Origin of the sequence: Legionella gresilensis (assembly GCF_900639865.1) — a bacterium.
Classification (GTDB): Bacteria; Pseudomonadota; Gammaproteobacteria; order Legionellales; family Legionellaceae; genus Legionella_C; species Legionella_C gresilensis.
Genome location: NZ_CAAAHX010000009.1, coordinates 10,249 through 24,870 on the forward strand (window position 1 = coordinate 10,249; position 14,622 = coordinate 24,870).

Genomic DNA, 14,622 nt, shown 5'->3' on the forward strand with positions numbered 1-14,622 from the left:
TAGATTTAATGTTCGAAATACTATAAAGCAGCCGGTAATTTGAAAATATCGTCTTGCATATCCATTTCCTCAGTATTTTTTTGTGCTAGTTGTAAACCTTCACGATAAGCTTTACAGGCTTGTGTTTGCTCTCCAAACCGTTCATACAACTTACCTATTTCAATATAAGCTTCTGGGGTAGGTGTTAAGGATAGGCTTTTTTCAATATAGCTTCTCGCTTTGCCCCATAAATGATTTGATAAGCTAAGACGTCCTAAACATAAGTATAAAACAGCCGAGTTGGGATATTTCTTTAATAATGATTCTGCAAATTTTAATTGCTCTTCATTTGTATAAAATTGGCCATACAGTGACACTAAGTTATCATCATACTGCTTTCGTAAACAGCGTCTTATAATGGATTCTGCTAGCTCATACTGCTGATTCTGTAATAAATACTTACAATAACAGGCCATCAATTCTGGATCATTCTTTAGTGGTTTTGGCAATTGCTGGACTAGCGTTTCCAGCGCGTCAGTCTGGAAAAATTTAATTAAATCTGACATGGCTTGCAAATAGGTATGCTGCCGAAGACGTTCAAAATTTTCTCCAGTCACTATTTGGTTGCGCTTTAATTCAGGTAAGATACCAATTAGTTGAGGCCAATCACGGACTTCTTGATAAAGATACATTAATAATTTTAATACATAAGGATGATGGGGAGTTAGGCTTTGTAAGTGCCTCAAAGTAGCTAGAGCTTGCTCCCATTGTTGGTTAGCCAATTGTAGTTGTGCTTGAGTTAATTCCACAGCTACTTTTGCTTCAGGCATAGATTGTTGTGCTTCACGTAAATATTTGTCCCTTAATTGATAATCTCCTAACTCTTGAGCTGCACGAGCGGCAGTTAAATAATTAAGGAGAGGCGCGTCTGTGTCAGGCAATGCTTTAATTAAATGGTTTTTTGCAGATTGCCAATAACCTTCACTAAACTCAATTAAACCTTGGCGAGTTTTAGCCTGCGCTTTTTGAGTGCGGCGCTTGGTTTTCCAGCGATGATAACGTTCTGGAAAATGGCCGAGACGACTTATTAGAAGCAGGATAAAATGTAATAAAATAAAACTTAATAATAAGCCTATAAACGCAACACCTAAGGTTGTTTCCACTGTCCAGTGATTAACAGCAATGAGTAAATAACCTGGATCATGACTTAGTTGAAGACCTAACCAAATAGCTAATATGAGAACAATAATAACGGATAAAAGTCGAATAATCATTGTTCACCTCCGGTGGAGGAGGTTGGAGCAGGTGTCGCAGTAGGAATGGTTGGTCTAGTTCTAATTTCAATATATTGGTTAAGCAGTACCAAAGGTTTATCAACGATAGGTTTTGGATAATCTAATTTTTGTTGTTGTAACTGCTGTAAGTTTTTAAGAAGTGCTTGTGTATTAGTTGCACCTTGATCAAAAGTGTTTTTTATTGCTGTTATAGCTTGATTTAACGCTTGCTCATAAACTTTCGTATTTTTTTGTAAGACAGCCCATTGTGCTTCTTGCAAATTCATACGAATGATTTCACGCAATAAAGATTGGTGAAGTGGTGAATAAATCGGCTGGACAGCACCTTCATGCCGACGTACCACAACTAATTTCTTTAAATAAGATAAACTATTACTAAATTGGCCTCGCCAACCAGGATTATCTGTCGTAGAGGGTGAAGTAGTTTGCTGTTTATTAACTAAACTTTGTTGCAATGGTAATTGCATGACCATTGATTGAGCTGCATCAAGTTGGCTTAACAGGCCAGCTTTATCGACATTTGGTAAGGCTTTTATCTTACTAATTTCTTGCGCTATAGCTTGTCTAATCGAAAACAATTGTTGCTCAGGTATATCTTGTAAAACCTGGTCAGCTTGTTGTAACAATGCAGCCGTTGTTTGTTGATCCTCTCCCCAATGCGCATTTAATTGTACTAATTCTAAGTAATAGCGTGCTTTTAAAAGCAGCCAATCTTGATTTTGAAAAAAGCGCTGTTTTAGCGCACTCTGCAAGCTACTATCCAATTTATTTATATGGTTTGTTAAATTATTTTGTAAATTTTTAAATTTTTCAGTGCGGGTATCAATGAGTGATGTATTTTTTTGTAATTGGCTTTTTAGTATCCTAATTTGATCAGCCATATCGATTTGTTGTTGAGTCTGTAAGGCTTTTAATTGGGAGTTTTGATAAAAAGCCAGAGCCGCTAATAATAAAGAAACTAATGTTAGAGTAAGCAAGCCAATGTGCCACCCATTAATATTACGGACAACATTCTTTTTAGAGATTACAGTTTCATTGACCTGTGTAGGCTCACTTATAGGTTCTTTTGCTATTGAAGGCGATTGATTTAGTTCCTCATTCTTATTCATGAGTAAATCCTTTGTTAAATTGGCTGAGTTTCTCTAATATAGTGTCAGGGCTACTAATTATAATATTTTGCATACCTAATGAAGATGCGGCTGCTGCTAAGCGCTTACTAATCACTAAGCAAGGTAAATTCTTAAGCCAAGGATGAGCCGGCTCCTCAAACATAGAAAAGATATTTTGCATCGCTTCTTGACTTGTAAACAGTATAATATCCACCGTTTTATTATGCCACCATGTTTTTAGAAGCGTTGGATCTACCAAAGGTACTTCACGTCGATAGACTATCAGTTCAATTAATCTTGCGCCACGTGCTTTTAGAGTTTGAGGTATTAATATGCGACCACCTTCACCTTTAAATAAGAGAATAATATCCTTATTAACATCTTGTAATGAAGGTAATGCTAATAAATGCTCGCTATCAGCAGTGGTAGGAATATTTTCCACAGCAATGTCATGTTGTATTAATTGACTTGCTGTGCTTTTTCCTACGGCCGTTACTTCAATGTGTTTAGGCCAAGTGATCTTTTGTTCTGCAAATACTTTAAAAGCATAATTAACAGCATTAACACTAGTAAAAATAGCATGTTTAATTGTAGCTAAATTAGGTAAAGTTTGTAACCATTCTATCTGAGTGGGAACAATCCTTAATGCAGGGCAGTTCAATGCAATTCCGCCAGCTTGCTTAATTGCTATACTTAAAGTTTTTCCTTGTTCAATAGGCCTCGTGTTTAGAACACGTAAACCCTTCAATGAACTGTTATCTAATTTATTAATCATGACATAGCAAGTAGTTCACGAGCCCCTTTTTCTAATAATTTATCTACTACTTGGTTGGCTAAAGAGAGTGATTGAGATTTTGACCCTTCCCGTTCTTCATAAATATTAGTTTTACCATCTAAGCTCAAAACTTTAGCTCTCAATAGTAAATTATCTTTACTACTCTCTTGGCAAAAAACAGCTAGAGGAACATGGCAATTACCACCTAATAAACGATTAACCTCACGTTCTGCATAGACACAAACGGCAGTTAAAGAATCATTTAATTCTTGGATAATGTTTATTAGTTCCTCATCATTACAACGAGTCTCAATACCTAAAGCACCTTGTCCACATGCCGGTAGCATCCAAGAGTCAGGAAGTGTTTCCGTAATGATATGCTCCATATCCATGCGAATTAAACCGGCTGCTGCAAGGATAATGCCGTCATACTCACCACTATATAGTTTATTTAAACGCGTGTTAACATTACCTCGTAATACTTTTACTGTTAAATCAGGGCGATAAGCTAATAACTGTGATTGCCTTCTTAAACTAGCTGTACCAATAATACTTTCAGCTGGAAGTTCAGCTAAAGGACAACCCGTACGGCTGATAAAAACATCAAATGGGTTTTCACGCTCACAAATAGCCATTAAACCTAAACCAGCTGGTAATTCAGCCGGGACATCTTTCATAGAATGAACGGCTAAATCAGCACGCTTATCTAATAAAGCTTCCTCCAGCTCCTTAACAAATAACCCTTTGCCACCAACACTTTGTAGCTTACCTTTACTAAATTTATCGCCGGAAGTCACCAGGGGTAATAATTCAATAGTGATATCTGGTCGTTTAGCTTTAATTAAATTAGCAACAAAATTAGCTTGCCAAAGCGCAAGCGGGCTTTCTCGTGTTGCAATGTTCAATAAATTTCTAGGCATAATTATAAACAACCAAAGGTTACAAAAAAGTAACATTTTAATCACCTATGGTTTAACAATAAAGAAATAATTATTAAAAGTTTTAATTAATTTATAAAAGTAGTGCTAAGTATATTTGAAAAATATGTAAAATGTGGTATTTTTATAAACAAGTTGTAGAATTTGATTTATTAACTTTATTGTTTAGATTAAAAATTAAGAATCTTAAAATAACTGGCTAGATAAGGAATGATTTAAATTTCACAGGAATAATCAATTGGCCTAGTTATGCTAATAAAGCTTTGGAAGTTGCTTTATTTGATTTAGAACGCTTTGCTCAGGAGGAGCTATGCCAAATTCTTTAATACCAACCTGTTACTTTCCAAGTACTGCCTTATTTATTGATGATAGCCGTGATTTTCTACTTAATTTTGTATTGCAACTTGATGAATGGCTAGCTTATCGGGTTTTTGACTCTCCTTTTGATGCTCTAGATTATATTCATAAAAAACATAATGATTTAGCAACGATTAAAAGGCGATGTATTAGCCGTTTTACAGAATTAAGTGAATGCACACTGAGTCAAAAGCTAAACACACTAATACATTCAGAAATATATAATCCTAAGCGTTTTAATGAAATTTCAGTCGTTGTTGTTGACTATGAAATGTCTGATATGAATGGTATACAGTTTTGCCAGGCAATTAAACATAAGCCAATTAAAAAAATATTATTGACTGGTAAGGCCGATGAGCACGCAGCTATTGAAGCGTTTAAAGCTGGGCTGATTGATGGTTATATTTATAAAAGTGATCCAAACATTGCTGATCTAATAACTTATAGAATTAAACATTTGCAGTGGCAATATTTTCAAGATATGTCAAAGTCTATTTATCAGGAATTAAAGTTAGATGCCCCTACCTGTTTACAAGATAGTGGTTTTATAAGCTTCTTTAAAAAATTATGTCAGGAAAAGGATATTGTTGAATTTTACTTAGCTGATGATACAGGTAGTTTTTTACTACTTGATCATGATGCTCAAATTAGCTTTTTGATTGTAAAAAGTGAGGCAGATCGTATTTTTTATTTAGAAGTTGCCCGTAATCATGGGGCGAGTGATGAATTAATCAAAGCATTAAGTAAAGGTGAAATGATTCCTTATAGAGCATTACCTAAAGATAAAAAAAATCAAGATTGGTTAACAAATTTACTGCCAGCTAACCAACTTATTTCTGATAATCGATATTGGTATTCATATAGTAAAGAGCCTTTACTATTAGATATCCAAAGCGAACAACTTTTGTCTTATCATCAACACCTTGAGGAAATTGATGCTGAAGAATTGTTGCTTTTATAGCAGCGATTTTGTCAGTTTTTAAAACAAAATGGAAGTAAAAAGTAATAGGACGTGTTTATAATTCGCCTAGCCTTCATGCTACAAATAGGTTGCAGCAGCACCTAGATTGGTGATGAAATAGGATTTCACTACGCTGAAAAAGCTCTATTTAAAAGCAATTAAACGCAATTATATATCGCATATGGGTGTTTAGAAACATACGCCCAATATCGGTCACCATATGACCAATGCCAATATTCAGTAGGATAATTAATAAACCCTGCTTTCTTAAGAACATGAGACATTAAATCACGGTTTGCTTGTGCATTTTTAGAAATTAACGGGCATATTGTGGCAGAATATAAAGCCTCTGTATCGTCGGCCCAATCTTTAGGATGGATCCCCATATCAATTGCTTCACCTTGCTCATCAACTAAGTAAACATCAATGGCGGCACCCGTGGCATGAGGCGGAATATTCCTACTACCATCAAGATTAATTACTGGAGAAACAAGTTTTATTGTTTCGTTAAAAAGCGCCTGATGAGACCAATTGGCATATTGTTTTGCTAATTTTTTATAACGTGCTTCAAATAAAGTTTTTTGTAATGATAAGCTACGATAACCTTCGTATAAACAAAATCGTAAGCCCTGCGGTAATAAAGATTGTGCTATTAATAAGCGTTGGTAAACTTCCCGTCTCATTTTAGTATAATCAGTGTTATTGGGGATTTCTGGTGAAGGCCCAATGAGGATGTCAGTTGAATCTTTGATATCAATCAGCTCTTCATGATTTTCTTTTACTGGGATTGCTAGGACTTCTGGCGCAGCAATTAACACAATTAAGTTTTCAGCATTCATAATCTAACTTCTAGAATAAAGCTTAGCATTAGATAATTATACCTTAAAAAATATTCTTTAATAAATTAGAGCTCTATACTTATCTAAGCTAATAGGGATGAGAATGTAAAACATGTTTGACTGGAAATCATAAGTAGTTGTGGTTATCATTTTATAATTGACTACTAAGGATTCATATGCGCATATCCCTGTTAATCTTGATTGGGTTTATGAAATGGTGTTTTGCTGATAATGTTAATGATTTTGATCGGCAGCAAATCTTAGAGCGAATTAAACCTATTGGTGAGGTTAAGATAGAAGAGACAACGCCAGCTGCAAGCCAAAAAGAAGCAGAGCAACCTAAGACTCAGGTCGCAGCTAAAGAAGAACCCGGCCAAGCTACTTATGAAAAATATTGCGCAACTTGTCATCAAAATGGCTTGGCAGGTGCGCCGAAATTTCGTAATGAAGCAGACTGGAAACCTCGTATGGCAAAAAAAATAGAAGGCTTAACTGCTTCAGCCATCAAGGGCCTTAACGCTATGCCGCCAAAAGGTACCTGTGCTGAATGTAGCGAAGTGGATATTAAAACCGCTATAGAATATATGCTACCTAAATCATGACTACTTATCATTATCGTTACTGGCAAATGCTTCTTTTTTTAGTGAGCTTAAGCGTATTAGCTGCCTCACTTTATTTTCAATACATACGCGGCCTAGAACCATGCCCTCTATGTCTAATGCAAAGGTTATGCGTTATCTTAGAGGTATTGCTATGTTTGATAGCCCTTTTTGTTAATACGTTACGCACGCAGCGTATAATAACTATGTTACAAATTATTATTGCACTTGCCGGCTTCTATTTTGCAGGCCGCCAACTTTGGCTACAATCACTCCCACATGATCAAATACCTGCTTGTTTACCAGGGCTTGATGTATTAATGCGTTACTTTCCCTGGCGTGATATTTTTCATGCTTTATTATGGGGTGCTGCTGATTGTGCAGAAGTTAATTGGACATTGCTAGGATTATCTATGCCGGCTTGGGTTGTGTTATATTTTATTGGTATGCTTAGCGCTGCTTTGTTTCTTTATATAAATTCTAAACGAAAATATGGAAACCAAAACAGCCAATATTCGCTATAATACTTAGTTTTAGTGGTTTAAATTAATGACAAGTTTTACCTGCCAAGTACTTCATAATCATCAACACACCAAGGCTCGGGTTACGAAAATTAAAACGGCACATGGTGATTTTATTACACCTACTTTCATGCCTGTAGGAACCCGCGCCGGTGTAAATAATATGACTATACCAGAGTTAACTGCGGCTGGTAGTCAAATTATATTAGGTGGTAATACCTATCATATGCTTTGTGCGCCAGGTATGGACATTATTAAACAAGCCGGTGGTATGCATCCGTTTATGGGATGGCATGGGCCTATGTTAACAGATAGTGGTGGGTTTCAAGTTTTTAGCTTATCTAAAAATAAAGAAATTTGTACCATTGATGAAGAAGGCGCTCACTTTAAATTACCCAGAGCAGAGCGCATCATTCATATGACTCCAGAAATGTCTTTGGCAACCCAAAAGATTATTGGTGCGGATATTATCATGGCATTTGATCAGTGCACGCCAGATGACTGTTCGCGTGATGAGGTGCAGCGCATTATGACACGCACACATCGATGGCTAAAACAATCACTTAATTATCATCAGGAGCATCCAAATTCTATTTACGGTTTTCCGCAAGCTTTATTTGGCATAATACAAGGCAGTATCCACCAAGACTTACGTCGGGAAAGCGCTCAATATATTGCTTCTATGAATACAGATGGCATTGCTATTGGTGGTGAAACCATAGGCTTTGATATGTTAAAAACAGTGGAAGTTATCCGTTGGGTTAGAGAATTTCTTCCTGAAAATAAGCCACGCTATACCATGGGTGTTGGCATGTCTCCGCAGGATTTATTAGATGTGGTAGCGGAAGGCATTGATATGTTTGATTGTGTTGCCCCAACAAGGAATGCACGGCATGGTGCATTGTATTGTGGGGAAATCATAAAAGAGAATAACTGGCTACGTTTTGCTAGTGACTATACTAATCATCGTTTACAAATTAAAAAAGCTTCCTTTGCTGATGATTTGTCACCAATAATGGCCACTTGCACTTGTTATACATGTAAACATTATTCTAGGGCGGCGTTGCACCATTTATTTAAGCAAAGATCAAATCTTTTTACAGCCTTAGCTAGCATTCATAATATTTACGTTATGCATGATGTCTGTGCTAAAATGCGCGATTTAATTGCGTCTAACGTTTAGGAGTCTTTAATGGTCATTATTTCCACTTCCAAAGGTGATATTCATCTGGAACTTCATCATGAAACAACACCTAATACAGTACAAAATTTTCTTAATTATGTTCGTTCAGGTTTTTATAAAGACACGATATTTCATCGCGTTATTCCAGGCTTTATGATTCAAGGGGGTGGTTTAACTGCTGATATGACAACAAAGCCTACTGAACAACCAATACAAAATGAAGCTAAAAATGCCAAGCCAAATAATAGAGGCACAATTGCTATGGCAAGAACATCAGATCCTCATTCAGCAACAGTACAATTCTTTATTAACCTAGTTGATAACAAATTCCTTAATTTTCAAGGTGAGAATGCGCAGGGATATGGCTACTGTGTATTTGGCGAGGTGGTTGAAGGGATGGATATCGTTGATGAAATTGCTAAAGTGAAAACTGGGAACCACCAAGGTCATGCTGATGTTCCTGTTGATAAAATCACTATCAATGAAGTAAAGGAAGTTTAATTTACCTGGGTCGCTATAAAAGAGGCAAAGGCTTTTTTATCGCTAATGAATGTTATCCCGTAAAATGCGAAGCATCTGTACGGGATTCATAAGTGTCTGATTTATTTCTCTATTTTATTATTCTCCTCTTGCAGGTAAGCAAGAAGGAATAATTTTTATCAAGTAATGAGCGTGTAAAATATCTAAGTTGTTGGTATTTACTTTAAATCCGTACAATGACCAGGTTTCATTCCTGGAAATAAGAGCACTACTTATATTTATCCGGCATGGGCTCAATATTTTGTCTATAATTAAACCAATTGGTTTTAAAGTTGTAATGAGTATGGCAGATGTAGAATCTTATAAAAAGCGGATAAAAAAATTATTCAGTTATTACAGAAGTACTCGTACTAAAGAAAAAAAAGGTATTATTCATTATCTTCTGACCCAGCCTAAACCGAATAAAGAGACAATTCTTTTAAATCATAATGACTATTTAGCGCTTGCCTTTCATCCTAAGCTTATAGAGGCCCAAATAATCTCAATAAATAATCAAAGAAACAATATTATGATGTCTGGCGTTTTTCTAAGCGCAGGAAGTTATCAATTCGATCTAGAGCAAAAGCTTGCAGAATATCTAGGAAAAGCAAAGGGATGTATATTTCAGTCAGGTCTCTGTGCCAATATTAGTGTCGTTGAGGCGCTCACAGACAGTAACACGACAGTATACATTGATCAGAGAGCACATGCTTCATTATGGTTTGGCTTACGTATAACTAGAGCGAGAGTAGTTCCTTTTCGTCACAATAATATAGCCGATCTTGAAAGGAAAATTTTAAAATACGGAGCAGGGCCTATCTTTATTGATTCCATTTATAGCGCACAAGGAACGATTGCTCCAATTGAGAAAATAGTTCAAATAAAAAAAAACCATGATTGTTTTTTAGTAGTAGATGAGTCGCATAGCTTAGGGTTATTTGGCGATAAAGGTTCTGGGCTTGTGTCGCACCTCAACCTGACTTCAGAAGTAGACTGTATCACGGCGAGTTTATCAAAATCTTTTTGTACTCGTGCCGGAATAGTTTGCGGAAATTAGGATTTTATGCTTTTTATGAAAGAAAACTCAACATCGATGATTTTTAGCTCGGCTGTACCTAATTACGATATCGCAAGAATTGAAGCAATGTTAAATTTAATAACTTCAGAGGAAGGGGATGCGCTAAGAAACAAATTGAAATTACTGAGTGCAAGTTTAAGGCAATTTTGTAATGCAGAGAAATACAAAATTTATACGCAGGATATTCGTTCTCCCATTGTTAGTATTTTTTGTGGAGAAGAAAAAGACTGTCGCTCCTTGCGACTGCAATTTGATAGCAAAAATATATATCTTTCTCCTTTTTTTCAGCCTGCTACCCCGCCTAGAGAAACACTATTACGAATGACGGTGAATAGTGGGTTAACAAAGGTACAACTGGAGTATATTGCTGAAGCATTATATGCTATAAAAAATATTTATTTACAACAACGAATGACGCATCCAGCTTTTGATTAAAGCAAACTGTCTTATGCTTTGCTAAGCAACTTTAATTCCCTCAGGAATAATTAAGTTTATATCAGACTTTGTGGTCTCTGAATTCGCAAAGGGTAAGGGCATGCCTTGAGAGTAAAAGTTATTATTTAAATATCCGACAAAATTAGCTTTTTTGACAAAGTTATATTGATCATTTTCTCTATAATTTATACGCATAGCCGGGTATTCTAAGCTTCTTAATAGCCCTGACAAAGTATGTTTATTAAAGGAAGCTGGTTTATCTCCTATAATATTTAAAATTAATCGAGAACTTTCAAGGTCTTCAGTTGTTGTAGATAATTTTTCCCTCGCGTTTTGGGGCTTGAACTGTTGATGAGTGGTACTCTCAGTTGAATTTTTCACGATAGGTTTCGTTGTTTGACAGTATTGCCTAACATGATGGACTGTATGCATCATAAATCTTGGAATCAACCAAAGCGTTTGACATAGTAAAGCACCCACAAACAGACAAGCTTTTTGTATTTTCCACATCCAAGCACTTAACTTTTGACGCTCATAGTCAACAAATGTATCTGGTGTTTCTGATATCAAATTCTTAAAATTAGGGGCTTTTGCATGGGCTATGAGAATATTCTCATTTTCAGGGCCATGTTTAAAAATTTTTGTGCCGGGTGGTAAATAGTTACTACCCAGATGAAAAACAGGATCGCTACGATGCGTAATCACTTTTAGCGTTCTTGCAAGCCTATTAGTATCATGACTTTTGTTTCGTTCATAAATCTTTTCTTCGCGTGAGGTTAAAGTAGGGGGATTTAGTACATAAAAATCTACTTTCTCCGGCTGATGAACATGACAATGCATACTCATTGCGCCACCCAAACTTTGTCCTGTACAAATCACTGGACGCCCAGTTCGCTGAAACTCACTATTAATCCACGATTGAATCTTATGTTGACCGCGTCTATAAAGAAAAGTACCAACTGCACCTCCAGGCATAGTGTCACCCAAAATCCCTGCAATAAAACCACGGTCACTAGGTACGGTTGTGCCTTGAAAAATAAGTATTGATGACTTGTCGCTCATTAAGCCATAGGCATAGTAAGGCGAGCTAAACCACCCTGAAGTCAATTTGATTTTATGAATAGTATAAGTAACTCCATTCATATCAAGCTGGCTTCCTTCCTGTGGGTGAGCAAAAGCTAAGTAAGACAAGGCATTGTAGCAGATAGTTTCTTTCTGATCAGGAGTTAATGTTGTATCCTGGCAGGTCACCGTAATTTTTTCTTTTAACGCATTAAAAAATTGAAGCGTAAAAGAATCGTCTGCCCTAACAAGAGTAGCCCATAGTAGTTTTACCCAACCTCCAAAGCCAAGTGAAAGTGAGTCAGTATCATGAAATAACCATTTAACCATTTTTTGTGGAATAGTATCTGTCATTTTTAGATCACTCCATGCAAAATTAAAGCATTATTATTTAATTTATTAAAAACTGCAATAAATTTAACTAATCTGACCCACGGTTTGTCGCGATTTCTTAGTTAAAGAATAGAAAAGCTGGCTGAGTTGGCTCCATTAGAAAATAAAATTCTCTAAGCAGAGCTCAGTTGTAAATTTCAAAGAGCTAATTAATGCAAAAAACTTTATTGAATTACCATAAAACCATAGATTAGTAGATTGTCCTTTTCTGAATATTGGCATGATTTCAAAACCTTTAATGGTTGCTAGGCTATCATAGGCTGAAATTCCCTTATCAGATTAGTAAGCCTCTTTAATTTTCCCTGAGCTGATTTAAGTCAATCTTTAAAATATCAGCCAAATTTATATTCAATATGAGCAAATAAATTTCTTTGTTGTTTAATTCCTGGATTATATAGTTATAAACTGGATCGATAAAAGTTATACCACACGTTGTTATGCTTTTTAAAAAGCAGTTTGCAAATTCTGTATATAAGAAAATATCAATATATTATTAATATAGCCTTAGAAAACGTCTTTTTTCAATACATTAATAGAACTATTGATCTAGCTATATATTTCGATTCAAATTGATATATTGAAATTCAATTTTTACAGGGGTTAATAAAGCACGCCAGCTTGCTTATATTTACCGAAAGATGCTGTTGCAAAAAACTATAAAGTCTATAAAAACCCAAGGCATGTGACATGAGCTTCTTTAGTGAATGCAGCTTTGATTTTTATAACAACAATATTGAATTCACTCTTGAAATAAAATATAGCATAAAATAAATTATAAAATTCAATTATTTAAAAAAATATAAATGCTAATAAAAATTAATTTTACGGTATCTCAGCATAGCAACCAAAGTGGACGTTACAGCCATTATCAAATGAAATATTGGCGCACTTTTCAATATACTTGTGAAGAAGTTATTGATATTAATTTAGTGTCATATAAAAAATCACCTTATTGGAATAATGGTCTCCATACTAAACCTGTTAATACTACCCGTGACCCAGTAACCAAACGTATAGCAATATATCAATATAGTAATTTTATGCCAGTTTTACTGCCGAAAAATTGTGATAGAGTAGTTAAAGAACAATTTATTGCTGAATTTACAAAGTATATTAATGAGCATTACCAATCAGGTTTAACACCCTTTCAAGCACATCGTATAAAGACATTCTTGCTTAAAAAATTAAACATAGGCATTACCCAATATAAAGAAAGCGTCACTACTAATTTCTTTTCACGATTTAATATGCCAGATGAAATGAGTTTGCAAATACAAAATTATTTATCGATACAGGATATTAAAAATCTTGATATAACCTGCAAATAGCAACCTCAAATTATATTTATTTGATGGATTTCATTGACGAAAATAGCTTTCGCAACTATAAGATATTTGAAATGTAGAATTTGTCTTTTAAATTAAACAAATTATCCGAGCTTAATTACATAGGCTCGGATAATAAATTGGCATTAAGATTTAATGGTGAGTTATCAATGAGCGGAAAAAAGGCAGAACTGGTGTGACAGTAGCAGCACTGTGTCCAGAGCCGTCTTTGTAAGCACAAACCCAACTTTCTTGTCCTTGAATTTCAAAAGGGGATGGCCCTAATACAAAATTTAAAGAGTTTACAGCACGCAATATTTGTTGTTTTGCGTCATTTTTATTAGTTGCACTAAACTCCCCAATAACAAAAGACCATTTGTCATTAGTACCGTAGTTGTTGGATTTAACGAATCCATACCAATGGCCGTCTGCTTTTATGACATCAGAAACATTGACAGCTTGTAATGCAGATACTGACGGACAAGTATTTGGTTTCTCAGTTGGTGAGGCAAAAATCAGTTGGGATAAAGATAAGGAAAGAATTGCGCTTATAATTTTTAATCTCATTGTATTTCCTATATAACGTTTAAAAAACACTTCTGTAATTTCTGAAGCAATTGAGATTATAAACTAAATACATCAATTTAAAGAAAGAAAATAAACTTTTTGCTTTTGCATTTATATCTTTTTAGAAATTTAAAGTTTTAGTTTAAATTATATGACTTTGCAAAAGGTGAAAGAACGTTGCACATTAGGGCTGAGTTTATTTTTGCAACAACGCCGAAAAGAGAATACTAAGCTTGAACATTATCTTTGGCGCCCTCAAAGCCTGCCTCTCGAGCACAATGTGCGCAACAAAAACAATCGTTCTCAACTGCAATCCCATGGCCAATAATTTGACAATCACAGTGCTTACAGTGCGGAGCAAGCTTATGAATGGCACATTCAAAACAGTCAAAAGTATAAACTTTCCCTTGCTTATGTATTTCAAAAGCATGCTGATAATTGTTACCACATACCTCACATGTACTCATAATGATTTCCTTATTCCATTTGGTTAATCAAAATTATAGCAAAAAATATTACTTTCCATGGTGTAAACAGCCAGTGTAACCTTGATGCAGCGTAGCGCAATCAAGTCCGCATTGGCTATTTTTATAGGTTGAAATTCCATTATCAGATTAATAAGCCTCTTTAATTTCCATAAGCTGATCTTAGTCGATCGTTACAACATTGGTTCTGGTAGTGTTCTAT

At 35.2% G+C, this 14,622-nt stretch carries 16 protein-coding genes; 8 read left to right on the forward strand and 8 right to left on the reverse strand.

Features of this window, described 5'->3' with window-relative positions:
• Window positions 1–20 precede the first annotated feature (20 nt).
• Genes E1P04_RS11755 through hemC form a run of 4 tightly spaced genes read right to left on the reverse strand, consistent with a single transcriptional unit; the run spans window position 21 to window position 4,078 of the window.
• Window positions 21–1,250: a heme biosynthesis HemY N-terminal domain-containing protein gene (locus E1P04_RS11755; RefSeq protein ID WP_131783231.1), complete on the reverse strand. Its 1,230-nt coding sequence runs from the start codon at window positions 1,248–1,250 to the stop codon at window positions 21–23.
• Complete coding sequence (locus E1P04_RS11760) at window positions 1,250–2,383, reverse strand: uroporphyrinogen-III C-methyltransferase (protein ID WP_131783105.1); 1,134 nt, start codon at window positions 2,381–2,383, stop codon at window positions 1,250–1,252. Before E1P04_RS11760 ends, E1P04_RS11755 begins: the two co-directional genes overlap by 1 nt.
• On the reverse strand, window positions 2,376–3,158 hold the full coding sequence (locus E1P04_RS11765; RefSeq protein ID WP_131783106.1) for a uroporphyrinogen-III synthase: 783 nt from the start codon (window positions 3,156–3,158) through the stop codon (window positions 2,376–2,378). The genes E1P04_RS11760 and E1P04_RS11765 overlap by 8 nt, the downstream gene beginning before the upstream one ends.
• On the reverse strand, window positions 3,155–4,078 hold the full coding sequence (gene hemC, locus E1P04_RS11770) for a hydroxymethylbilane synthase (RefSeq protein ID WP_131783107.1): 924 nt from the start codon (window positions 4,076–4,078) through the stop codon (window positions 3,155–3,157). Before hemC ends, E1P04_RS11765 begins: the two co-directional genes overlap by 4 nt.
• 328 nt (window positions 4,079–4,406) lie before the next feature.
• On the opposite strand from hemC, the gene E1P04_RS11775 reads away from it, so the two are divergent.
• A complete protein-coding gene (locus E1P04_RS11775; protein ID WP_131783108.1) occupies window positions 4,407–5,414 on the forward strand; it encodes a response regulator in 1,008 nt (335 codons plus the stop codon).
• Between the two features lie 158 nt (window positions 5,415–5,572).
• Here E1P04_RS11775 and E1P04_RS11780 read toward each other — a convergent pair whose 3' ends face one another.
• Window positions 5,573–6,253 (reverse strand): M15 family metallopeptidase, encoded by a 681-nt coding sequence (locus E1P04_RS11780; protein WP_131783109.1) that lies wholly within the window; start codon window positions 6,251–6,253, stop codon window positions 5,573–5,575.
• 176 nt (window positions 6,254–6,429) lie between these two features.
• Here E1P04_RS11780 and E1P04_RS11785 point away from each other — a divergent pair, with 176 nt between their 5' ends.
• From E1P04_RS11785 to E1P04_RS11810, 6 genes are all read left to right on the forward strand, one after another.
• The gene (locus tag E1P04_RS11785; protein WP_131783110.1) at window positions 6,430–6,855 is read left to right on the forward strand and encodes a c-type cytochrome; all 426 of its coding nucleotides are present in this window, start codon (window positions 6,430–6,432) and stop codon (window positions 6,853–6,855) included.
• Window positions 6,852–7,376 (forward strand): disulfide bond formation protein B, encoded by a 525-nt coding sequence (locus tag E1P04_RS11790; RefSeq protein WP_131783111.1) that lies wholly within the window; start codon window positions 6,852–6,854, stop codon window positions 7,374–7,376. Before E1P04_RS11785 ends, E1P04_RS11790 begins: the two co-directional genes overlap by 4 nt.
• A gap of 25 nt (window positions 7,377–7,401) precedes the next feature.
• Entirely contained in the window at window positions 7,402–8,556 is a 1,155-nt protein-coding gene (gene tgt, locus E1P04_RS11795) for a tRNA guanosine(34) transglycosylase Tgt (protein WP_131783112.1), read from the forward strand.
• A 9-nt stretch (window positions 8,557–8,565) separates the two neighbouring features.
• Window positions 8,566–9,057 carry a peptidylprolyl isomerase gene (locus E1P04_RS11800; RefSeq protein WP_131783113.1) on the forward strand — a complete coding sequence of 164 codons (492 nt, stop codon included), beginning with the start codon at window positions 8,566–8,568 and terminating at the stop codon, window positions 9,055–9,057.
• A gap of 322 nt (window positions 9,058–9,379) precedes the next feature.
• A complete protein-coding gene (locus E1P04_RS11805) occupies window positions 9,380–10,132 on the forward strand; it encodes an aminotransferase class I/II-fold pyridoxal phosphate-dependent enzyme (protein WP_165482766.1) in 753 nt (250 codons plus the stop codon).
• 15 nt (window positions 10,133–10,147) lie between these two features.
• On the forward strand, window positions 10,148–10,588 hold the full coding sequence (locus E1P04_RS11810) for a PLP-dependent aminotransferase family protein (protein ID WP_131783115.1): 441 nt from the start codon (window positions 10,148–10,150) through the stop codon (window positions 10,586–10,588).
• A gap of 21 nt (window positions 10,589–10,609) precedes the next feature.
• Here the strand turns inward: E1P04_RS11810 and E1P04_RS11815 are convergent, their stop codons facing one another.
• The gene (locus E1P04_RS11815) at window positions 10,610–12,004 is read right to left on the reverse strand and encodes a hypothetical protein (protein WP_131783116.1); all 1,395 of its coding nucleotides are present in this window, start codon (window positions 12,002–12,004) and stop codon (window positions 10,610–10,612) included.
• An 842-nt stretch (window positions 12,005–12,846) separates the two neighbouring features.
• On the opposite strand from E1P04_RS11815, the gene E1P04_RS11820 reads away from it, so the two are divergent.
• Complete coding sequence (locus tag E1P04_RS11820) at window positions 12,847–13,371, forward strand: hypothetical protein (RefSeq protein WP_131783117.1); 525 nt, start codon at window positions 12,847–12,849, stop codon at window positions 13,369–13,371.
• A 150-nt stretch (window positions 13,372–13,521) separates the two neighbouring features.
• Here E1P04_RS11820 and E1P04_RS11825 read toward each other — a convergent pair whose 3' ends face one another.
• Together E1P04_RS11825 and E1P04_RS11830 are read right to left on the reverse strand one after the other, a co-directional pair.
• Window positions 13,522–13,935 (reverse strand): DUF4949 domain-containing protein, encoded by a 414-nt coding sequence (locus tag E1P04_RS11825; protein WP_131783118.1) that lies wholly within the window; start codon window positions 13,933–13,935, stop codon window positions 13,522–13,524.
• A 227-nt stretch (window positions 13,936–14,162) separates the two neighbouring features.
• Window positions 14,163–14,402, reverse strand: a complete 240-nt coding sequence (locus E1P04_RS11830; protein ID WP_131783119.1) for a hypothetical protein — start codon at window positions 14,400–14,402, stop codon at window positions 14,163–14,165.
• Between the last annotated feature and the right edge of the window lie 220 nt (window positions 14,403–14,622).